Raw genomic sequence first — 18,960 nt, forward strand, 5'->3', positions numbered from 1 at the left:
CACGGTTCGGGGAGAGGACTGCACAAACCTACCCTAGAAATAAGGAAAGGCGGTGCTTTCCTACTCTACTATGTGGGAAATAACCAGATGTACCATGCAGGCGACCCGATAGGATATGCAGACCTAAGCAGTAGTTACTGGCAACAGCACTTAATCGGTGCAGGACGAGTAAAACAATAGAAAGGACTTGAAAAATATGTTTAAGAAGAATAAGAAACAGACAGAAACTATCAAAGAACCAAAAGAAAAAAAGGTGCGTACTGTCAAGGTAGGCACACATCAGAAAACCGTGATTGCGTTGTGGGTGGTGCTTATCGCAAGCGTGAGTTTTGGGGTGTATAAGAATTTTACGGCTATCGACCAGCACACGACCCACGAAAAAGAAATCATTGAGCTTCGCTTACAGGACACCAACGGGATAGAAAATTTCGTGAAGAACTTTGCGAAGTCCTACTACACATGGAGTAACAGTAAAGAAGCGATTGAAGCAAGGACGCAGGCAATCAACGGTTATCTGACAAAGGAATTGCAGGACTTGAATATAGATACCATTAGAACCGATATACCGACCAGCTCCACAGTTACAGATGTGATTGTGTGGCATATCGAGCAATCGGGAACGGACACTTTTTCTGCTACCTACGAAGTAGATCAGCAGATAAAAGAGGGAGAACAGACAAGAAATGTCAAGGCAACCTATACCGTAAAAGTCCATGTAGACGCTGACGGGGATATGGTAATCGTTCAGAACCCTACCCTTGCACCAGCAATCGAAAAATCAGACTATGAGCTAAAGACACCAGAAGCAGACGCAAGCGTAGACGCTGATACCGTCAATGACGCTACCGCATTTCTGGAAACATTCTTTAAGCTCTACCCAACAGCCACAGAAAAAGAGCTTGCCTACTATGTAGCTGGAAATGTGATTGAACCTATCGGCAGGGACTACCTTTATTCTGAATTGGTAAACCCTATCTTTACAAAGAACGGGGATAATGTGAAAGTCAAGGTAGCGGTAAAATTCCTTGATAATCAGACAAAGGCGACGCAAATATCACAGTATGAGCTTGTGTTACAAAAGGATAGTAACTGGAAGATTGTAGGATAAATGATATAAAAAGACCGTAGCCTGTAATATAACACTCTGATGTGATATACAAGCTACGGTTTTGTCATTGATTATTTATAGGTAAGGAAATAGTTGTAGAAAAGCCTTTATTTAATGCACTTGAAATGGAAACTGTTCCTTTATGAATAGAAATGATTTCTTTCACAAGAAGAAGTCCTAGACCATGTCGCAAATCTAACCTATTATCTGTACTTTGTAAATAATGAGGTGTCGATTGTATTTTTTGTAGTTCTTTTTCGGAAATTCCTTTTCCATTATCGCTGATTACTAATTCTAAATTATTTCCATTTATTTCTAATCTAACTGAAATTATACAGCCGTTTTCATTATGATTGATACTGTTAGAAATAATATTTTGTATTGCTCGACATAGCAATCTTTCGTCGCCTATAATAGTGATTTGTTCTGTATTATGGTTTAAGTTCAATTCAAATTCAAACTTATTATTTATATTGCTGTTTAGATATTCAGCAACAATTTCTCGTATCAATTTACAGAAATGAACTGGTTTTTCTTGATGTGGTTGCACATTATAATTTAATTGGCTTACAAGGTTTAAATCTTGAACCAAATTTTTGATTTTTACACTTTGAATTTTGATAATATTAGCTTGTTTTCTAGCGTTTTCCTCAACATTTAATGAAGAAGATATTCTATCTGCATATCCCATAATCATGGAAAGGGGTGTTCGTATATCGTGTGAAACGCCACTTATCCAGTTTGCTCTTGCTTGATTTTGTTTTTTTAATTGCAATGACGTTTCGTTGATACGATTTCCAATTTCTTCCAATTCTCCATTTATATTAAGTGTAACCGTTTCGCCGTGTGATAGTTTATCTATTCCATTGAGTATAGGGGAAATTTTTAACATCACATTTCGTTTTGATAAGTAGTACACAATAAATAGAATGGCAATATTTGATACTAACATAATCAAAAAAAGAAAGGGTGTTTTCTGTATTGCTGATAAGGGAAGATAGTTAGTCATAAATTTTGAATAGCTGTTCTTTGGATAACCTAATACTAATAAATCATTTCCTTGTTTCCATGTAAATACGGGATAATTTTCGATATACCCCTTAGAAAAGGTAGCAACATCTTGTAATGAATAGTTTAATGGTATTTCTTTTGGTAGATTGTGTTTCCATACTACATTACCATTATCATCTATTACTATTCCCCAGATATTGTTTGTAACTAAATCTTTTTGACATTTATTATTTAATATATATTCTCCATTTTGAATAGTAAGGTTATTAGATACTTTTTCTAGTATTTGAATAGGATTATCTTTGCTTATACTGTTGACAGTACCATTAAAAGTTAGGAAGAAAATTAATAAATCTAAAAGCACTATAAGAATTACTACTGATAAGTATATAAAGAAATGTTTACTGATAAATTTTCCAAAATTACGCATTATTGTAACCTGCTTTCCACGTTTATTTTATATCCCAATCCTTTAACAGTTATTAATGATTTTGGTTTTGAGGGGTTAAGTTCAATTTTTTCTCTTATACGTCGAATATGAGCAAGGAGAGAATTTCCATATCCAAATGGGTTATCGCCCCATACAGCTTCACAAAGAGCGTCTATTGTTACAATATGATTAGCATTTCGTACAAGTGTTTCTAAAATATCATGTTCTTTTGCGGTAAGAGGTAAAACTTCATCGTTCTTTATAACTTGTGCATTAGCCAAATCAATTTTACAATCATGTAATTCTATAAGAGGGCTATCTTCCTTATAACATCTGCGTAATACGGCATTTAGGCGAAAGACAAGTTCTTTTGGCATAAAGGGTTTTGTTATATAATCGTCAGCTCCTAACCCAAAACCAGAATATTTATCTTGTATATCATCTTTTGCAGTCAAAAATATTACTGGAATATTAGTGAAACTTCTTAGTGCGTCCATAAGTTCAAAACCGTTTCCGTCTGGAAGCATAACATCTAATATAGCTATATCTGGTTTTTCCTGTTGGCAGATTTCCAAAGCTGATTTTACACAATCAGCGGTAATAATATTAAAAAAGTTTTCATCTTCTAATATGGTAATGAGCATACTTCTTAAACTTTCTTCATCATCAACTATTAATACTTTTTTTGATTTTAAGTATGTATCTTTCATTTGTTTGTCACACTCTCTTTATCTTTTTCTTTATCCTATTATAACATTCTGAAAAAAGTTGAACAGTCATTTTCGCATTTGTAAGGTAAATGTAAGGTAGAGAGAATGTTGCTGTAATGTCGGTGTTTTATATTATAAGTAACGAGAAAGGAGTTAAAAATTATGAAAAACATGATTGAAACTAAAAATTTGACAAAAACATACAAAGAGTTTATTGCAGTAGACCACGTATCTTTACACATTAAGAAAGGTAGTATTTACGGTTTTCTCGGACCAAATGGTGCTGGGAAATCTACGACTATGAAAATGCTTTTGGGTTTGACTGCACCTACTGATGGAGAATTTCAAATTGATAACATGACTTTCCCGAATGACCGTGTTCGTATTTTGAAAGAAGTTGGTTCATTTATCGAGTCTCCGTCATTCTATCCAAATTTAACAGGTAGAGAAAACCTTGATATTATTCGTAGAATTTTAGAACTTCCAGCGTCAAGTGTTGATAAAGCATTAGAATTAGTAGGATTATCTGAATTTGGTAATCGCTTGGCAAAAAAATATTCTTTAGGAATGAAACAGCGTTTAGGTCTTGCTTCTGCTCTACTTGGCGAACCACCAGTTTTAATTTTAGATGAACCAACCAATGGTTTAGATCCAGCAGGTATTCACGAAATTCGCAATCTCATTAAAACACTTCCAAAAAGATATGACTGTACGGTTCTAATTTCGTCACATATGCTGTCAGAAATTGAATTATTAGCAGACGATATTGGTATTTTAAATCATGGAAGATTATTATTTGAAGGAAGTCTTGATGATTTGAAATTGACGGCACATCAAGCTGGCTTTGAAAATGATAACTTAGAAGAAATGTTTTTATCTATGATTGATGAGGACAATGCCAATAGAAAGCAGAGGTTAAAATTATGAAGAATTTAACCGTAGAATTAAAAAAATGTAAACGTACTGGAATATTAGTGGTTTTACCGCTTGTTGGACTTCTTGGTGCATTATACGCTTTTGTAAATTTTATAGTTCGTAAAGAGGTTTTGTTGAGTTTACCGCTTCCGCCTATGGACGTTTTGCTGACACAACTTTATGGAATGGTTATGGTTCTTAATATGTTCGGCATTATCGTGGCAACAACTTTAACATATAATATGGAGTTTCAAGGAAATGCAATTAAAAAGATGTATATGCTTCCTTTTAAGACATCATCTATTTTCAAAAATAAATTTTATATATTATTTGTTTTGCTTACTTTTTGTATCGTCTTGCAAAATGGAGCATTGTGTATTATTGGAAATATCTTTTTACCCAACGGAACTTTTGAGTTACTAACACTTGTCAAATATACAGGATATTGCTTTGTATCATCTTTACCTGTATTGGCATTTATGCTTTTGGTGTCATCACGATGTGAAAATATATGGTTTACATTAGGTATTGGAGTAGCAGGTTTTTTTAGCGGTATGGCAATGTCCCTTTCAGATATATCACTATTTCTTGTCAATCCATTTGTACTGATGATGAAACCTGCGGTAGCTTCAACAGCAAGTATTGATACAGGTATTTTAATATTGGGAGTTTTTGAAACAATCATATTCTTTATGATTGGCTGGTATCTTTGCAAAATAAAGCATTATGAATAAAAGGGGGGCAATCGTATGTCAATTATTGAATTGTTAAAAATAGAATTTATGAAAGTAAAAAGGTCTATGATTTTACCTTTGCTTTTAATTCCGCCTATCTTAGTTGTGATTTCTGGCGTATCTAGTATTAGTATGTATATGACGCCAGAATATACAGACGCTTGGTCGGCAATGTTCATTCAAAGTGCATTACTTTTTGGATATTATTTACTTCCATTTTCAATGGTAATTGTTTGCGTTATGATTTCCAACAGAGAAACAAAGAATAATGGTATATTAAAAATGCTTGCTTTGCCCATCAGTAAAGGAAAACTTGCATTGGCAAAGTTCTTTGTATTATTAAGTTTTTTAATGATTGAATTATTAATCTTTTTCAGTTCATTCATCATTGCAGGCATTATTGCTACTAAAATAATGAATGTGGCAGAAAATATTCCTGTTTTCTACTTACTCACATGGACATTAAAATTGTTTGCAACAATGATTCCAGCTATTGCTTGTATGTGGGCGATTACTGTACTATTTGAAAAACCACTATTGTCTATGGGATTAAATTTACTCTTAATAATTCCGGGGGTTTTAATTGCTAATACGCCTTTATGGTTAGTGTACCCTTATTGTTATAGTGGTTATGTCGTATCAGACGCATTACATACTGTAACAACGACGGGAACAGGAAGTACAATATCGCTATTTCCTTTTATACCGTGTGCTGTAATCATATCAGCCCTTGCACTATATGTTTCTATTAAATGCTTTGGACGAAAAGAAATGAGGTAATATAAAATGAAAAAAAATAAATTAAGTGTTATTACATTTATCATTTCGCTGTTACCATTTATCACGTTATTGATTTCTCTTTTTACAGAAGAAATTACAGGAGGACTTCAAACGGGATTGATTGTATTAAATGTAATCTCGATATTATCTGGTTTTGTTCTTTCGGTTTCGTTAGTAAAAAATCCCAAACGACGAGATGTATTTTCAATCGTCGCTTTATGTGTTAGTGCTTTTTTCGGTTTTCTTATGTTTGGTATTTTAGCTTTTGGCTTAATAGCCACTTTTATGTAAAAAATGTTTATGAAAAATATATAGATTAAAGGTTATTTGAAATATGATAGGTCTAAAAAAACGAGATATTAAAAAAGCTTTGAAAGCAGGTGCAAAGGTTGGCGGTGTTTCATTGGCTGATATACGGGCTGATATTGAAGCAACGATTGATGAAGCCATGAACAGCCCAGACCCAGAGGTGCAGGCAAATTTCAAAAAATATTTTGGTAATAAACGCCCTACCCCAGAAGAATATATTTACAAGATTACCAAAAAGACAAAGATTTGAAAAAAGGCTTGCTCCATACATATTGTATGATCTGCAAGCCTTAATCTATTTCAGAGGAAATTTAACAGTAAAAGTAGCACCGCCACCAGCAGTATCATTGATAGTTATTGTGCCGTTCAGCATTTGGGTTAATTCTTTGGCGATACTTAGTCCCAGTCCAAAATTTGATTTGTTCGTATGGGACTTGTCGCCACTATAAAAGCGGTCAAAAATATACTGCTTATCTTCATCAGAAATGCCTTGTCCGTGGTCTGCCACAGAAAAAGCAATATTCTTTTCGGTGGCGATTACTTCTATCTCTATCAAAGAATTATTCTTGGAATGTTGAATGGCATTATCCATAAAGACACACAAGATTTGAAACAGTCTGTCTTTGTCAGTAAGCATGGCAGGATAACTTTCTTCGGATAAATGTAGTTTTAGTTCTAAATTCTGCTTCATGCAGACTGGTTCGTAGGTTTCATATAACGTAATGAGCAAGGTATCTACATTGATTGTGCTTTTATGCAATGTCCATGTTTTTGCGTCAGAAGAAGCTAAAAGTAACATATCTTTGACTAAACGGGATAACCGCATACATTCAAAATCTATGGTCTGTACGGCTTGCCTTGCCTGTTCGTTTAAGGGAACATTATCAAGAAGCATATCCGTGTTGGAAATCATAACAGCAAGTGGAGATTTTAATTCATGGGACGCTGTTGCAACAAAATCTTTTTGGCTTTGCAATATTCGTTCTGTTGGGGCAAAAGACTTTTTCAGCAGATAACGGGTTAGTATGATAACAACGATACAAGCCAAAAGCCAGATAAGAAGATATATCGGTAATGTCTTTTGTAAAATATCCGTCAAGCCAGCTGTCTGATAAAGAAAAGTCCCATGATATACGGTATCATTTGCTGTCATAATTGTAGCAGGAATAACAAAATAAGTATCGTGATGTTTTCCTTTTATTTCCAGAAAACCGCCTTGTGAAGTTGTGGTGCTTTCTGTTTGTGATAATGGCTGTGTAGAAATCTGTTTTTCTACATCATGCAACAACTTGTCCGCAGAAGTTGGAAATGGAAAATCACTTTGATAAACGGTATTCCCTTTTGTATCGCTAATCAAGGAAAAAATATGATAACTTTCTTCGTAGGCTTTGAGTGCTTTATCCATATCCGAAGAATCACTTTCCGCTTGATAAATCAGCAAGGTTGTTAATCTTTGAAACAAGGTACTTTCGTTGATTTTCTCCGTATAAACCGTATTCGCAACAACAAAGAAAATCACAAGGGTAATAATCAGCATAACAGAACTTGCAAACAGAATATGAAGTTTTCGGTATAAATTATTTAACATGTTTCTTTCTCCAGTTTGTACCCTGCCCCGTAGACCGTTGTTATTTTACAGGAACTTTTTAACTCTTTTAGGCGTTTTCGCAGAAAAGAAATGTAACTGTCTACATTGCCAGTTTCTACCTCGGAAGAACTGCCCCAGATTTTAAGGATTAGCTGTTCACGGGAAAATAGTGTTTCTGGGTTCTGCATAAATACAAAAGTCAATTCGGTTTCCTTTGAAGTTAATAAAATAGAATTGACGGGTGTAGATAAGGTTCGGCTGTCTTTATCAAAAGTTAAATCTCCATATTGTAATTTAGACGATAACTGGATATTGGCAGGTCGCCTTGTCAATGCCCGAACCCTTGCAAGCAATTCTTTGATATGAAATGGCTTTACTAAGTAATCATCAGCACCGCCGTCTAAACCCTCCACCCGATTATCAAGGGTACTCATGGCTGTAATGATAAGGATAGGAATAGATATTCCTTTTCTACGCATAGATTTTATGATTGTTAAGCCGTCAATAATCGGTAGCATACGGTCTACAATGGCAATGTCATAAGCATAGTCTGTATTTAAGGCATACAGCATAGCGGTTTCCCCGTCATTGCAACAATCAACCATATAGTTTTCTTTTTCCAGCGAATTTTTTATATTTTTACATAATTCTAAATCATCTTCCAGAAGAAGTATTTTCATAATGTATCAATCCTTTTCTATATAAATTATAGACAGTATAACAGAAAAGTCTGTAAAAATCCTCTAAAAAATGATGATGATTTTCTTACTTTTTTACAGGATTTTTAGAATGGTTTGCTTTTACAATAGGGGCATATCGAACAAGAAAGGTGGAATACAAAAATGAAAAAGACAAACATCAGTAAATTCATAGCAGTTGGATTATGTATCTGTGCATTGACGGGGTGTGGTGCAAGTCCAGATGAGAAACCAGATACGTCTAATCCTATTGTCAATTCTAATACGAATGAAGAAAATGCAAATGGTTCTTCAGAAAATAAAGGAAACGACATATTAGATTCTGCTAATTTGATAGGAAGTGTTTTGGAATTTACAGACAATGGTTGCTTGGTAAATCAAGCAAAAGATATTGAGGGGGGAGCTGGGATAAAAATAGAAGCACCGGGAATGGAAAAAAAAGAGAATGCTGTTTCTGTAACCTATAACCCAGATTGTGAATTTGTCATTGCCACAGTAAATGCACAGTCTGGTGTTACAAATGTAACAACGGGTTCTATATCCGATGTGAAAAAGCAATCTGAAGTATATCTCTATGGAGAGTTTGCAGACACAAATCATTTCAATGCAACAAAGGTTGTCATAGCCCATTGGGAATAGAGGTGTGAAGTATGAAGTTTTATCAACTTGGTTTTCGCTATTTACAGCGAAAAAAAGGGAAAACCATTCTTCTGTTGATTGTTTTGATACTTGTAAACAGTATGATTTTAGGTACAAGCATGATTTTAAGGACTACAAATGAGTCCAAACAAGCCATGCAGGAAAAGACAAACTCTAAGATTGTGGCTGAAATTACAAGTAAGGACAGCAAGATAACAGAGAATGAAGTAAACAAGATTGAAACGCTAGAAGATGTTTCGTCTATCAACCGCATTGGTAGACAAGAGGTATTTCCGAATAATTTTGCTCCCGTTACGCTCAATACTTCTACGAATGAGGAAAATTTGAAAATAGCACTGCTTTCCTATGATGATTTGGAAAAGGACAGCCCTTTTTCAGAAATGCAGTACCGCTTAGCTTCTGGCGATTATATCAAGCGTGAGAAAAAGGGTGCTGTTATCAATGCGAACCTTGCAAATCAAAATGAGCTAAAAGTTGGAGATACGATTGAATTAAGTACAGAAAACGGAACAAAAGTATCTGTTCAGATTATTGGAATTTTCATGTCCGCAGGAAATGCGGAAAAAGACCAGCCGTCAGAAACTACCGCAGTCAATCGAATAGAAAATCAAATCTTTATTGACAACAGTACTTATAAAGAATTGTTCAAAGAAGCTGAATTTGAAAAAATCTGCATTTACTCAAAAAGACCAGAAAAATTAGATGTGCTGGAAACCAGCCTGCAAAAAATATTCGGAAATGATGTAGCACTTAGCACGTCTGATACCCTTTATCAACAGATGTCTGCTCCATTAGAGCAAATCAGTAAGGTGGCAAATCTTATGCTGGTACTTACATTGGTAACTGGTACTGTTGTTGTTTCCCTGCTGTTATGTATGTGGATGCGGACAAGGCAAAAAGAGGTGGCAATCTTTATGAGCCTCGGCAAGACAAAAAGTGAAATTTTCCTGCAAACTTTATTAGAAGCAGGCAGTGTATTTACACTTTCGGTTTTAGGAGCAACAGCCATTGGTAAATTGTTCTCGGGCGTTTTGCAAAACGTCATTACCGGTTCAGAAACAGTAACAGAAAATCTGAAAGTGGTTTTGCAGATACAAGATATTGGAATGTTGTTCCTTTTAGGCGGTGCAGTTATTTTGGTGGCATTGTGCTGTTCCATTCTTCCGATATTACGAGCAAACCCAAAAGATATATTAGCAAAAATGGAGGGATAGTACATGAATTTTTTTGGATTGGCAAGGCGTTCTGTGTTCAGAAAGCCCGTAAAAAGTATTCTCTTATTGTTGATTGTTTTTGCAATCAGTACCTTGCTTCTTGCAGGTGTGGCGAGCAAAAATGCCAGTATTGAGGTGCAGGACAAAACCAGACAAGCCATAGGTGCAGGCTTTCTTTTAGAAAGAAATGCAGAGTACCGAACAAAGCGAGTTCGTGAATACTCAGAAAAGATTGGTAATGATAAGGAAGGTAGTTTTGGTGGCTACCATCAGGAAAAAGAGATTATCAATGGTGTGGAGACTTGGACAGGCTGGACAACAAATGAATTTGAAAGCTTAGATATAAAAGACATTGAGAAATTGGCAAAAGCAAAAGGAATTGCTGATTACAATATTACAACAGTAACAACTCCCGTAAACCCTGTAAATTTCAAAAGGATTGAAGATAAAGATGTAGACCAGAATGCAGATGTTGGCGGTGTAAGTTTAATTGGAAACAAAGATATGAAACTAGACAGAAATGTTTTATCTGGAAACCTGCATATCAAAGAGGGACGAATGATAACCCCAGAGGATAAAGATATGTGTGTCATTTCAGAGGAACTGGCAAAGCAAAATAATCTGAAAATCGGCGATAAGATTTCTTTTAATGATTACCACGATACTGAAAATTCAAAGGTATCAGAAGCTGAGATTGTTGGAATTTATCAAGTGGATCAAAAGATGTCCCCACTTATGCAGGGAGATACTTACCGTTCGGAAAATGTAATATTTACAGATTTGAGATTTCCAGAAAAGGCAGAGGGTGAAACAAGTCCATTATATGAAAGAGCCTATTTCAAAGTGGAAGATGTGGAAGCTTACGACGAAGTAAAAGAAAATCTGCAAAAAGTAGACATCAATTGGGAGCAATATGATTTGATTGACAATAACGGAAATTCCGAAACCATGTCCTCAAACTTCAATGATTTAGCAAAAGTAAGCGAAATGATGATATTGGTAATCTCTGTTGCAAGTTTTGTTATCCTTGTTTTAGTATTTCTTTTCTGGTTGAAAAATCGGGTGCAGGAAGTCGGTATTTTCTTATCTCTCGGTGTTCCGAAATTTAGAATTATCGGACAAATTTGGAGCGAAGCGATTATGATTGCTGTTCTTTCCCTTATGTTATCCTTTGCTGTCGCTCCTGCCGTTTCCAAAGCAACTGCAAATTATCTGGTATCACAGCAGGTTCAGCAAATGCAGGAGGAAGAAAAGAATAATGAGGGAAAAGTATCCACAGAATACGTTGCACCAAAGCAGGACGTGCAGAGTATCAGCGTAGAGGTTACACCAGAAATGTATCTACTGGACGGTGTAAGTGTTCTTGTGTTGATAACGGCTTCTGTTCTGGTATCTGGAATTGTAATACTAAAGAGAAACCCGAAAGATATTTTATCGGAAATGAGTTAGGAGGACGACGAAAATGTTAGAAGTAAAGAATGTAAGCTATGCTTACAAAACAAAAAAAGATAAAACCATTTTGAATAATGTATCTGCTACTTTCGAGGAGGGTATCTTCTATACCATTGTCGGTCCGAGTGGTGCAGGAAAAACAACACTCTTATCGTTGTTAGCAGGCTTAGACACAGCGGTAAAAGGGACTGTACTTTGCAATGGCGAGGACATTACAAAAAAAGGGCTGAATTACCACAGAAAGCATAATATCTCATTGGTATTTCAAAATTATAATCTGATTGATTATTTGACAACGGTTGAAAATGTCAAATTAGGTGGTAGTGGAAATGCTGAAAAATTATTGGAAGAAGTCGGCATTGGAAAAGAATACTGGCAGAGAAATGTATTGCAACTATCTGGTGGACAACAACAGCGTGTGGCGATTGCAAGAGCTTTAGCCAGCGACGCTCATGTACTTTTGGCAGATGAACCGACGGGAAATCTTGATGAAACTACCGCTGATGAAATCATTGCTTTGCTGAAAAAGACTGCACATGAATTAGGAAAATGTGTTGTTGTCGTTACACATAGTAAGCATTTGGCAGAAGAAGCCGACGAAATCTTAGAAATTAAAAACGGTGCAATTTCTTTTCTGTCTGAATAAACAAGAATAGTGCCGTAAAGGAGCTGTCATTATGGAATATTTTAGATATACCTCGACACAATCAATTTGACCCTAACGGCATTTTTATAAGAACTAAATACAATACAGTTTCAAAGGCTCGTACAGACTATATGTTTTGTGCGGGCTTTTTTCATGCCAGAAAAAAATTTTTTAAGTTTTTTTTGATTTTGGTTACGCTGTACCCCACTTTCAACGCGGTATATATGAAAAGGGGCAGACACCTCTTTTCGACTAGCGAAAGGAGGTGAGGAAAATGAAACCGTCAGAACTACAAGAAAAAACCTGTCATCAATTCGATTGTGCTATTAAAACAGTTATACGTCATAGAGCGATTGACTTCTATCGAGCGATACGTCGTTCAGAGAAAAAAGAAATGCCATTCGCCGAAATTATGGACGACCTCTTAAATTCCATAGGTACAGAAGATACATATTCTACGGATTATGTTGCAGTATTTGAAGTCTGTGGAGAAAAAGTATCAATCGAAGATGAACAACTGGCTCGTGCATTGAAAGCTATTGAAGAACGAAAGCGTAATATCGTTTTACAGTATTTTTTCATTGGGGACACGGACACTTACATTGGGAAAATGCTTGACTGTTCCAGAGCGAATGTAACGAAGTGCAGAATACAAGCACTAGACAAGTTAAAGCAACTGATTGAGGAGGAAAAAGAAAAATGCCAAAAGAGCTGACACCGACTTTCACGGTTATTTCCAAAGCCTGCGACGGCGACGAAACAGCAATTTCAAAAATCTTGGAATTTTATGACCCATATATCAATCAATGCTGTATGCGTCCGTTTTACGACGATAACAACAACTTACGTCTTGCGGTAGATTTGGAAATGAAAGGTTTTATCAAAGAAGCGATTCAGTACAGATTTACACGCTTTTTCTATATGGCATAATCATAAATTCCACACAAAAAGTAAGAAATATGTTATAATAAGCTGAAATTAAAATAAGGCGGTGGCTAAATGGCAAAGCAAAAGTATTCTTTTGACAGCAAGATACATATTTATAGAGCTACAAAACGAATGAGCCAGCAGGAACTCGCTGACCTTGTTGGAGTATCTCGGCAAACGATAATACAGCTTGAAAGAAACCGATACAATCCGTCCATGTTGTTAGCATATAGTATTGCGAAAGTATTTGATGTAGCGATTGAAGATTTATTTGACTTTGAGGAGGCAGAAAAATGATAGAATTGTTTGAGTCAATTATCAATAATAAAACAATACTTGTAATAGGAACATATTACTGCATACCTATTACCATTGCTGTAATTGTATTATTCTTTTTGAAAACATCACGAGATGAAAGAGGACGAGCAATTATCGGAAAAGCGAGTATTATATCTACGATTGTGTTTATTATTCTCGTCAATGTTTTTGCAAAACTTTCTATGCGGACACCTATGGATTTTTATAGTATGGCTAACGGTGTACAATGGATATATAATATTGTATTAACGATACAAGTTGTCGCAATTTTGATATATAAGAAAATTGAGTAAAGAATATTATATCGTGCTTGTTTCCCGTACAAAAAAACAAGCATGATTTTTTTACAACAAATAGTAAGAAATACTTTACATTCTGATTGAAAAAAATTATAATGAAAGAGGGAGATAACTTCCGACAATTTTGAAAGGAGTTGCGATTATGGCAGACAAACATTTAGCAAAAAATTATTTTTCAAGCGAAAGAAAAGACATGAAGTTTCTAAAAGGCTTTACTTTAGTTGCGTTACTTCCTTTTTGGGCTGGATATGCTTTTGCCCTTTATAATGGTAATAGTAACAATTTGTCAAATTACTCTTTATTGATTTTAGCATTTTCATTGATGAATTTTAATGCTATATGCGGAGTAGAAAAAATAGAAAACAAAGTCTTGAATTTGATTGCTAAGCTGGACGGTGTTCTGTTCTTCATTTGGGTATTTGTAACTATTATTCAATTACTTATAAAATAAAAGGGAAAGGTGTTGTATTATGGCTATCTTAAAAAAACGAGATATTAAAAAAGCATTGAAAGCTGGTGCAAAAGCTGGCGGTGTATCATTGGCTGATGTTCGGGCTGATATTGAAGCGACGATTGATGAAGCTATGAACAGCACCGACCCAGAAGTGCAGGCAAATTTCAGAAAGTATTTTGGAAATAAACGCCCTACTCCAGAAGAATATATTTACAAGATTACAAAAAAGACAAAAGTTTAATAGAAATCAAGTGCTGTAAGGGGGCTTGTATTATGGAAAGTTTTAAGCATAATCTTATACGGTCATACACTACCTAACAGCATTTTATCAACAACTGAATATCTCACAGCTTTAATAGCTCGTACAGACTATATGTTTTGTGCGGGCTTTTTTTGTACCCGAAAAAATTTTTTCACTTTTTTTCAAATTCATGCAACAAATCACACCTTGCTGTACAGATATGGTGCGGAAAGAGGGATAAACACTTTTCACGTCATAACGGAAAGGGGGTGTGATGATATGAAACCGTCGGACTTCCAAAAGACAATACAATGTCAATTTGACTGCAAGCTCAAACGTGTAGTAAAAGGCATTGTCCGTAATTATCGCAAAGAATTAAAGCGACGAAGAAATAAGGAAATTTCCTATTGTGAACTTCCAGAAATCGTCGTGGAAAAGCTGGCAGTCTGGGACGAATACGAAAGCGATTATACCGCCTTTGATGTATGTGGTATTGAGGTTCGTGTCCTTGATGATGATTTAGCAGAAGCGATTAAGTATCTGTCTGAAAAGGATAGAGAAATCTTGTTGATGTATTTCTTCTTAGGCATGAGTGATACTGAAATCGGCGACAGATTAAAAATTAACCGTTCAACGTCGTTCCGCAGTAGGAAGAACTCACTTGAAGAAATCAAGAAAAAATTAAAGGAGAACATGAATGATGAATAACACACGCCCGTCATTTTATCTTATTTCGTCGGCTGTGGACGGCAACGTAAATGCGATTGAAAAGATACTGGCATTGTATGACCCGTACATATCGAAATGTTGTTTGCGTCCGTTCTACGACAAATATGGTAATGTCTGCATAGTCGTAGACATGGAATTAAAAGGACGTATCAGAGAAGCACTTATTAAAATGATTTTGGACTTTGATATTCCTTTAGAAACCGAAGAATAACAAGCAGTAACCGCAGAGCATGATTTGTTCAATCCCCCCTCTTTCCTGCTCTGCACCTGCTTTTACATGAAAGCAACACGCTTTCGCCACAGTTCTTTGACAACTGAATAAAGCAGACAGATACGTTTGTGAGATAGCGAGCCACGGGGACTGTACGCCACGACCTTTTCAAAAGAAAGCGAGCGACCCACGCAGTGATCCGAGAGCGACTGTTGGAAAAGTCGTTTTGCCACGACCTATCCTCACAGAATAATGATACGTCCGCATGGTGCGGTTCTGCCCACAAGAATGGGAATAGTTGAGATACTAACGGAGCTTTCCAAAGCCGTCTGTCTGCTTGTAAAAAATGACACACAGTAAAGGGGGTGCATAGATTATGAACAATACTGATGTGCCTATCTGGGAAAAATATACGCTGACGATTGAAGAAGCGTCTAAATACTTCCGCATTGGCGAAAAGAAATTGCGTAAATTAGCCGAAGAAAACATTGACGCTGGCTGGGTTATCGTGAATGGTAACCGTATTCAGATTAAGCGAAAACAATTTGAAAAAATCATAGATACATTGGACGAAATCTAATGTCATTGAGCCGTAGATATGGTATAATAAAGTATAGCGTATCACGGCTCATTCCATGACGGAAAGGAGCTTTACACTATGTCTAATGTGAAACGAAAAGACAGTAAAAATCGCAATTTGCGTAATGGAGAGAGCCAGCGAAAAGACGGAAGATACGTTTATAAATATACCGATATATACGGAAAGCCACAATTTATCTATTCTTGGAAACTTGTACCGACAGACAAGACACCTGCTGGAAAACGTGATGATATTTCATTGAGGGAAAAAGAAGCACAGATTAAAAAAGACCTTAACGACGGTATCGACACAGCAGGCGGTAAAATGACAGTCTGCCAGCTCTACGACAAGAAGAACAGCCAAAGAAAGAACATCAAGAGGGCTACTGAAAAAGGACGACAGTATCTTATGAACGCTCTGAAAAATGACCCATTAGGTATGAGGGCGATTGATACTGTGAAGCAGTCGGACGCTAAAGAATGGGCTATCAGAATGAGCGAAAAAGGATATGCCTATAAAACGATTGATAACTACAAGCGTTCCTTGAAAGCGTCATTTTACATGGCGATACAAGACGACTGTATCAGAAAGAACCCGTTTGAATTTAAGCTGAGTGATGTTCTGGAAGATGATACAGAGCAGAAAGTTATCCTTACACCAGAGCAGGAAGAACGCCTGCTTGCCTTTATGGAAACGGACAAGATTTACAGTAAGTATTATGATGAGGTTGTGCTTCTGCTGGAAACGGGACTTCGTATTTCTGAATTTTGCGGACTGACGACGCATATTGATATGCAGAACAGAATACTCAATATAGACCACCAGTTATTGAAAGATAGCGAAATGGGCTACTATATTGAAACGCCAAAGACCAAAAACGGAAAACGGGAACTTCCATTGACAGAACGGGCTTATCAAGCAATCCAAAGAATACTAAAGAACAGAGGAAAGGCACAACCGTTGATTGTAGGTGGTTACAGCAATTTCCTATTCTTAAACCGTGAGGGCTTGCCTAAAGTTGCAGGAAACTATGAGGGCATGGTGCGAGGACTAATTAAGAAGTATAACAAGTATCACACAGATAAGTTACCGAACATCACACCACATTCATTCCGACATACTTATTGTACGAATATGGCAAACAGAGGAATGAACCCAAACACTTTGCAATATCTCATGGGACACGCTAACATAACCATGACACTTGGCTATTATGCACACGGTACATTTCAATCTGCAAAAGCAGAACTGGAAAGACTGGCTTGTTAATATCGGAGCTTATATTTACTACTCATTTACTACTTTTGGTTGCATTTTCATGCTGGTAAATGCCAGCTTATGCAAGGTATCTTCCGAAAAGAAAATACCGATAAAGCCCTAAAATACGGGATATATCGGCATTTACCAACTTATGAAAAGATAATCAGAAATTTAGTAAGTTTTTTATTTAAAAAACTTAAATATCTTTATTCTGAACCAGATCAATGCCAAAATAAATTCAAACTATATTTCAATGAGCATTGTTTGCATCATGCTGTTAATAAGTATCGGGGCATTATCTACCGGCTGGAACATGAATGCAACCATTAATAAGAGTATACGTAATGTGACCCCTTTTGATTATTCCTTATCTTTACAATATCCATGGGGAAAACATCCTAAACAAATGAACAACGAGCAATTTCAAGCAGTTATTGATAAACTTGGAATAAGCGATGATCCTAATATACAGGAAACAAGAATCACTAGCATGTATATGACAAAACTGCAAAGTGATGTGCATTCCTTCAGTAAATATGTAAGCGATAAAGAACTGCGCAATCTTATAAATACGAATGAATTAAATACTTCTATACTGGTGGGTGGTTCCCCTTAGTGACTTTAATTATGTTTTAGAAAAAACCGGGAATTCTAAACTTCATTTGAAATCAAATGAAACTTATCTTTATACGACCATGGCTTTGTTTGATCAAGCTGTTTCTGATATTCTTGCTGCTCATCCTACTATTCAGTTATATAATACCCCACTAACGATAATTAATGATACTTATGAAGCTGTTTCCATGTACACCTCCAGCAATATCGGATATGATACCTTTGTTTTTATCATACAGGATGAGCTTATTCCCTCAGATGCGCTTCCCTATGTAAAAGCTTGGAATGTCGAATTAAAAGACCCTACCAAGGAAACTGCATTTGATCAAATGGTAAATCAAAAATTACATACAAAAAGTGCTAATCACTATCCTTTTCTAGGACGTTCAGCGCAAATAGTTAAAGAAGCCAATAAAGGCATGTCGGTGATATTTACTTATATTGGTTTATATCTTGGCATCGTCTTTATGATTGCTAGTGCCATCATCCTAGCACTTCAACAGTTATCACAGGCAAATGATAATAAAAAACACTATGCGATATTAACCAAGATTGGTACAGATCAGAAAATGTTAAATCGTTCTATCTTTTTACAAATCAGTATATACTTTCTCCTGCCATTATTATTAGCACTCTTACATAGTTTTATCGGTATTCAAGTCGTAAATGAATTAGTTTTATTATTCGGTAAAAGTGATATCCTTATCCCTTCTTTCTATACAGCGTGTATTATCACACTTATCTATGGATCTTATTTTGCCATTACTTATATCGGATATAAAAATATTTTACGTTCATAATGTCATATTTGTTTTATAAACTATGAAATGTATCAATATTCTTGTATTGCTAAAAATAATTTCTTTTTATGATAAAGACCTCTTTTCTCGCACCCTTTACTTGTAATCGTATGAAATACTGAATGGGTATATATGGGATAATAACGATTTAGCGGCTTATGATAAAATGCTGAGTTTAGGGGGTTTTTTTACATACAATCGAGTAGGGTGAAATAAATCACCCTCTCACACCACCGTACGTACGGTTCCGTATACGGCGGTTCGTTTTAAT

General features: G+C 35.7%; 26 protein-coding genes and 1 pseudogene. 23 read left to right on the top strand and 4 right to left on the bottom strand.

The features are described from left to right. Window positions 1-69 precede the first annotated feature (69 nt). Both ACESSZ_RS14460 and ACESSZ_RS14465 read left to right on the top strand, forming a co-directional pair. A pseudogene (locus tag ACESSZ_RS14460) lies at window positions 70-180 on the top strand (peptidase P60); the annotation flags it as partial. Between the two features lie 16 nt (window positions 181-196). Beyond that, complete coding sequence (locus tag ACESSZ_RS14465; RefSeq protein ID WP_499842867.1) at window positions 197-1,108, top strand: conjugal transfer protein; 912 nt, start codon at window positions 197-199, stop codon at window positions 1,106-1,108. Window positions 1,109-1,172: 64 nt separating this feature from the next. Here the strand turns inward: ACESSZ_RS14465 and ACESSZ_RS14470 are convergent, their stop codons facing one another. Together ACESSZ_RS14470 and ACESSZ_RS14475 are read right to left on the bottom strand one after the other, a co-directional pair. Further along, on the bottom strand, window positions 1,173-2,549 hold the full coding sequence (locus ACESSZ_RS14470) for a sensor histidine kinase (RefSeq protein WP_003431912.1): 1,377 nt from the start codon (window positions 2,547-2,549) through the stop codon (window positions 1,173-1,175). Next, complete coding sequence (locus ACESSZ_RS14475; RefSeq protein ID WP_003431910.1) at window positions 2,549-3,259, bottom strand: response regulator transcription factor; 711 nt, start codon at window positions 3,257-3,259, stop codon at window positions 2,549-2,551. Before ACESSZ_RS14475 ends, ACESSZ_RS14470 begins: the two co-directional genes overlap by 1 nt. 162 nt (window positions 3,260-3,421) lie before the next feature. Between ACESSZ_RS14475 and ACESSZ_RS14480 the strand changes: the two genes are divergently transcribed. Genes ACESSZ_RS14480 through ACESSZ_RS14500 form a run of 5 tightly spaced genes read left to right on the top strand, consistent with a single transcriptional unit; the run spans window position 3,422 to window position 6,247 of the window. Further along, window positions 3,422-4,186: an ABC transporter ATP-binding protein gene (locus ACESSZ_RS14480; RefSeq protein WP_074087101.1), complete on the top strand. Its 765-nt coding sequence runs from the start codon at window positions 3,422-3,424 to the stop codon at window positions 4,184-4,186. Continuing rightward, window positions 4,183-4,908: an ABC transporter permease gene (locus tag ACESSZ_RS14485; RefSeq protein WP_003431907.1), complete on the top strand. Its 726-nt coding sequence runs from the start codon at window positions 4,183-4,185 to the stop codon at window positions 4,906-4,908. Before ACESSZ_RS14480 ends, ACESSZ_RS14485 begins: the two co-directional genes overlap by 4 nt. A 15-nt stretch (window positions 4,909-4,923) precedes the next feature. After that, window positions 4,924-5,688 (top strand): ABC transporter permease, encoded by a 765-nt coding sequence (locus ACESSZ_RS14490; protein ID WP_003431905.1) that lies wholly within the window; start codon window positions 4,924-4,926, stop codon window positions 5,686-5,688. 6 nt (window positions 5,689-5,694) lie between these two features. Further along, the gene (locus tag ACESSZ_RS14495; protein ID WP_003431903.1) at window positions 5,695-5,979 is read left to right on the top strand and encodes a hypothetical protein; all 285 of its coding nucleotides are present in this window, start codon (window positions 5,695-5,697) and stop codon (window positions 5,977-5,979) included. Between the two features lie 43 nt (window positions 5,980-6,022). Further along, on the top strand, window positions 6,023-6,247 hold the full coding sequence (locus tag ACESSZ_RS14500) for a hypothetical protein (protein ID WP_499842868.1): 225 nt from the start codon (window positions 6,023-6,025) through the stop codon (window positions 6,245-6,247). Window positions 6,248-6,292: 45 nt separating this feature from the next. Here ACESSZ_RS14500 and ACESSZ_RS14505 read toward each other — a convergent pair whose 3' ends face one another. Then, complete coding sequence (locus ACESSZ_RS14505; RefSeq protein WP_074087096.1) at window positions 6,293-7,585, bottom strand: sensor histidine kinase; 1,293 nt, start codon at window positions 7,583-7,585, stop codon at window positions 6,293-6,295. Next, window positions 7,579-8,265 (bottom strand): response regulator transcription factor, encoded by a 687-nt coding sequence (locus ACESSZ_RS14510; RefSeq protein WP_005342376.1) that lies wholly within the window; start codon window positions 8,263-8,265, stop codon window positions 7,579-7,581. The genes ACESSZ_RS14505 and ACESSZ_RS14510 overlap by 7 nt, the downstream gene beginning before the upstream one ends. A 162-nt stretch (window positions 8,266-8,427) precedes the next feature. On the opposite strand from ACESSZ_RS14510, the gene ACESSZ_RS14515 reads away from it, so the two are divergent. The 16 genes from ACESSZ_RS14515 to ACESSZ_RS14590 all read left to right on the top strand — a co-directional run bounded on the left by ACESSZ_RS14515 (window position 8,428) and on the right by ACESSZ_RS14590 (window position 18,689). Beyond that, entirely contained in the window at window positions 8,428-8,922 is a 495-nt protein-coding gene (locus ACESSZ_RS14515) for a hypothetical protein (protein WP_005342377.1), read from the top strand. Window positions 8,923-8,933: 11 nt separating this feature from the next. Then, window positions 8,934-10,157 carry an ABC transporter permease gene (locus ACESSZ_RS14520; RefSeq protein ID WP_005342379.1) on the top strand — a complete coding sequence of 408 codons (1,224 nt, stop codon included), beginning with the start codon at window positions 8,934-8,936 and terminating at the stop codon, window positions 10,155-10,157. A gap of 3 nt (window positions 10,158-10,160) precedes the next feature. Then, window positions 10,161-11,606, top strand: coding sequence for an ABC transporter permease (locus tag ACESSZ_RS14525; RefSeq protein ID WP_005342380.1), 1,446 nt, complete (start codon window positions 10,161-10,163; stop codon window positions 11,604-11,606). A 13-nt stretch (window positions 11,607-11,619) separates the two neighbouring features. Then, the gene (locus tag ACESSZ_RS14530; RefSeq protein WP_005342381.1) at window positions 11,620-12,255 is read left to right on the top strand and encodes an ABC transporter ATP-binding protein; all 636 of its coding nucleotides are present in this window, start codon (window positions 11,620-11,622) and stop codon (window positions 12,253-12,255) included. A 274-nt stretch (window positions 12,256-12,529) separates the two neighbouring features. Further along, the gene (locus ACESSZ_RS14535) at window positions 12,530-12,970 is read left to right on the top strand and encodes an RNA polymerase sigma factor (RefSeq protein ID WP_003431889.1); all 441 of its coding nucleotides are present in this window, start codon (window positions 12,530-12,532) and stop codon (window positions 12,968-12,970) included. Continuing rightward, window positions 12,955-13,185, top strand: a complete 231-nt coding sequence (locus ACESSZ_RS14540) for a helix-turn-helix domain-containing protein (protein WP_077727559.1) — start codon at window positions 12,955-12,957, stop codon at window positions 13,183-13,185. Before ACESSZ_RS14535 ends, ACESSZ_RS14540 begins: the two co-directional genes overlap by 16 nt. A 69-nt stretch (window positions 13,186-13,254) precedes the next feature. Further along, window positions 13,255-13,479, top strand: a complete 225-nt coding sequence (locus ACESSZ_RS14545) for a helix-turn-helix transcriptional regulator (RefSeq protein WP_004613729.1) — start codon at window positions 13,255-13,257, stop codon at window positions 13,477-13,479. Next, on the top strand, window positions 13,476-13,793 hold the full coding sequence (locus ACESSZ_RS14550; RefSeq protein WP_077727560.1) for an ABC transporter permease: 318 nt from the start codon (window positions 13,476-13,478) through the stop codon (window positions 13,791-13,793). The genes ACESSZ_RS14545 and ACESSZ_RS14550 overlap by 4 nt, the downstream gene beginning before the upstream one ends. A 148-nt stretch (window positions 13,794-13,941) precedes the next feature. Beyond that, the gene (locus ACESSZ_RS14555) at window positions 13,942-14,250 is read left to right on the top strand and encodes a hypothetical protein (RefSeq protein ID WP_077727561.1); all 309 of its coding nucleotides are present in this window, start codon (window positions 13,942-13,944) and stop codon (window positions 14,248-14,250) included. A 19-nt stretch (window positions 14,251-14,269) separates the two neighbouring features. Continuing rightward, entirely contained in the window at window positions 14,270-14,494 is a 225-nt protein-coding gene (locus ACESSZ_RS14560; protein ID WP_021361727.1) for a hypothetical protein, read from the top strand. Window positions 14,495-14,773: 279 nt separating this feature from the next. Next, window positions 14,774-15,202, top strand: a complete 429-nt coding sequence (locus tag ACESSZ_RS14565; protein WP_008787630.1) for an RNA polymerase sigma factor — start codon at window positions 14,774-14,776, stop codon at window positions 15,200-15,202. After that, complete coding sequence (locus ACESSZ_RS14570) at window positions 15,192-15,434, top strand: helix-turn-helix domain-containing protein (RefSeq protein ID WP_008787631.1); 243 nt, start codon at window positions 15,192-15,194, stop codon at window positions 15,432-15,434. The genes ACESSZ_RS14565 and ACESSZ_RS14570 overlap by 11 nt, the downstream gene beginning before the upstream one ends. A 376-nt stretch (window positions 15,435-15,810) precedes the next feature. Beyond that, a complete protein-coding gene (locus ACESSZ_RS14575; RefSeq protein ID WP_004613735.1) occupies window positions 15,811-16,014 on the top strand; it encodes an excisionase in 204 nt (67 codons plus the stop codon). 78 nt (window positions 16,015-16,092) lie between these two features. Beyond that, the gene (locus ACESSZ_RS14580) at window positions 16,093-17,283 is read left to right on the top strand and encodes a site-specific integrase (RefSeq protein WP_077727562.1); all 1,191 of its coding nucleotides are present in this window, start codon (window positions 16,093-16,095) and stop codon (window positions 17,281-17,283) included. Between the two features lie 262 nt (window positions 17,284-17,545). Beyond that, on the top strand, window positions 17,546-17,890 hold the full coding sequence (locus ACESSZ_RS14585) for a hypothetical protein (RefSeq protein ID WP_499842869.1): 345 nt from the start codon (window positions 17,546-17,548) through the stop codon (window positions 17,888-17,890). A 46-nt stretch (window positions 17,891-17,936) separates the two neighbouring features. Further along, window positions 17,937-18,689, top strand: coding sequence for an FtsX-like permease family protein (locus tag ACESSZ_RS14590; protein WP_499842870.1), 753 nt, complete (start codon window positions 17,937-17,939; stop codon window positions 18,687-18,689). Window positions 18,690-18,960: the final 271 nt, after the last annotated feature.

Origin of the sequence: Eubacterium sp. 3_1_31 (assembly GCF_964249515.1) — a bacterium.
Lineage (GTDB): Bacteria > Bacillota_I > Bacilli_A > Erysipelotrichales > Erysipelotrichaceae > Longicatena > Longicatena caecimuris.

What these genes read in the sequence shown, in the direction of transcription:
- ACESSZ_RS14465 (WP_499842867.1), top strand. Translation starts at nt 197, where the DNA reads ATGTTTAAGAAGAATAAGAAACAGACAGAAACTATCAAAGAACCAAAA.
- ACESSZ_RS14470 (WP_003431912.1), bottom strand. Translation starts at nt 2,549, where the DNA reads ATGCGTAATTTTGGAAAATTTATCAGTAAACATTTCTTTATATACTTA.
- ACESSZ_RS14475 (WP_003431910.1), bottom strand. Translation starts at nt 3,259, where the DNA reads ATGAAAGATACATACTTAAAATCAAAAAAAGTATTAATAGTTGATGAT.
- ACESSZ_RS14480 (WP_074087101.1), top strand. Translation starts at nt 3,422, where the DNA reads ATGAAAAACATGATTGAAACTAAAAATTTGACAAAAACATACAAAGAG.
- ACESSZ_RS14485 (WP_003431907.1), top strand. Translation starts at nt 4,183, where the DNA reads ATGAAGAATTTAACCGTAGAATTAAAAAAATGTAAACGTACTGGAATA.
- ACESSZ_RS14490 (WP_003431905.1), top strand. Translation starts at nt 4,924, where the DNA reads ATGTCAATTATTGAATTGTTAAAAATAGAATTTATGAAAGTAAAAAGG.
- ACESSZ_RS14495 (WP_003431903.1), top strand. Translation starts at nt 5,695, where the DNA reads ATGAAAAAAAATAAATTAAGTGTTATTACATTTATCATTTCGCTGTTA.
- ACESSZ_RS14500 (WP_499842868.1), top strand. Translation starts at nt 6,023, where the DNA reads ATGATAGGTCTAAAAAAACGAGATATTAAAAAAGCTTTGAAAGCAGGT.
- ACESSZ_RS14505 (WP_074087096.1), bottom strand. Translation starts at nt 7,585, where the DNA reads ATGTTAAATAATTTATACCGAAAACTTCATATTCTGTTTGCAAGTTCT.
- ACESSZ_RS14510 (WP_005342376.1), bottom strand. Translation starts at nt 8,265, where the DNA reads ATGAAAATACTTCTTCTGGAAGATGATTTAGAATTATGTAAAAATATA.
- ACESSZ_RS14515 (WP_005342377.1), top strand. Translation starts at nt 8,428, where the DNA reads ATGAAAAAGACAAACATCAGTAAATTCATAGCAGTTGGATTATGTATC.
- ACESSZ_RS14520 (WP_005342379.1), top strand. Translation starts at nt 8,934, where the DNA reads ATGAAGTTTTATCAACTTGGTTTTCGCTATTTACAGCGAAAAAAAGGG.
- ACESSZ_RS14525 (WP_005342380.1), top strand. Translation starts at nt 10,161, where the DNA reads ATGAATTTTTTTGGATTGGCAAGGCGTTCTGTGTTCAGAAAGCCCGTA.
- ACESSZ_RS14530 (WP_005342381.1), top strand. Translation starts at nt 11,620, where the DNA reads ATGTTAGAAGTAAAGAATGTAAGCTATGCTTACAAAACAAAAAAAGAT.
- ACESSZ_RS14535 (WP_003431889.1), top strand. Translation starts at nt 12,530, where the DNA reads ATGAAACCGTCAGAACTACAAGAAAAAACCTGTCATCAATTCGATTGT.
- ACESSZ_RS14540 (WP_077727559.1), top strand. Translation starts at nt 12,955, where the DNA reads ATGCCAAAAGAGCTGACACCGACTTTCACGGTTATTTCCAAAGCCTGC.
- ACESSZ_RS14545 (WP_004613729.1), top strand. Translation starts at nt 13,255, where the DNA reads ATGGCAAAGCAAAAGTATTCTTTTGACAGCAAGATACATATTTATAGA.
- ACESSZ_RS14550 (WP_077727560.1), top strand. Translation starts at nt 13,476, where the DNA reads ATGATAGAATTGTTTGAGTCAATTATCAATAATAAAACAATACTTGTA.
- ACESSZ_RS14555 (WP_077727561.1), top strand. Translation starts at nt 13,942, where the DNA reads ATGGCAGACAAACATTTAGCAAAAAATTATTTTTCAAGCGAAAGAAAA.
- ACESSZ_RS14560 (WP_021361727.1), top strand. Translation starts at nt 14,270, where the DNA reads ATGGCTATCTTAAAAAAACGAGATATTAAAAAAGCATTGAAAGCTGGT.
- ACESSZ_RS14565 (WP_008787630.1), top strand. Translation starts at nt 14,774, where the DNA reads ATGAAACCGTCGGACTTCCAAAAGACAATACAATGTCAATTTGACTGC.
- ACESSZ_RS14570 (WP_008787631.1), top strand. Translation starts at nt 15,192, where the DNA reads ATGATGAATAACACACGCCCGTCATTTTATCTTATTTCGTCGGCTGTG.
- ACESSZ_RS14575 (WP_004613735.1), top strand. Translation starts at nt 15,811, where the DNA reads ATGAACAATACTGATGTGCCTATCTGGGAAAAATATACGCTGACGATT.
- ACESSZ_RS14580 (WP_077727562.1), top strand. Translation starts at nt 16,093, where the DNA reads ATGTCTAATGTGAAACGAAAAGACAGTAAAAATCGCAATTTGCGTAAT.
- ACESSZ_RS14585 (WP_499842869.1), top strand. Translation starts at nt 17,546, where the DNA reads ATGCTGTTAATAAGTATCGGGGCATTATCTACCGGCTGGAACATGAAT.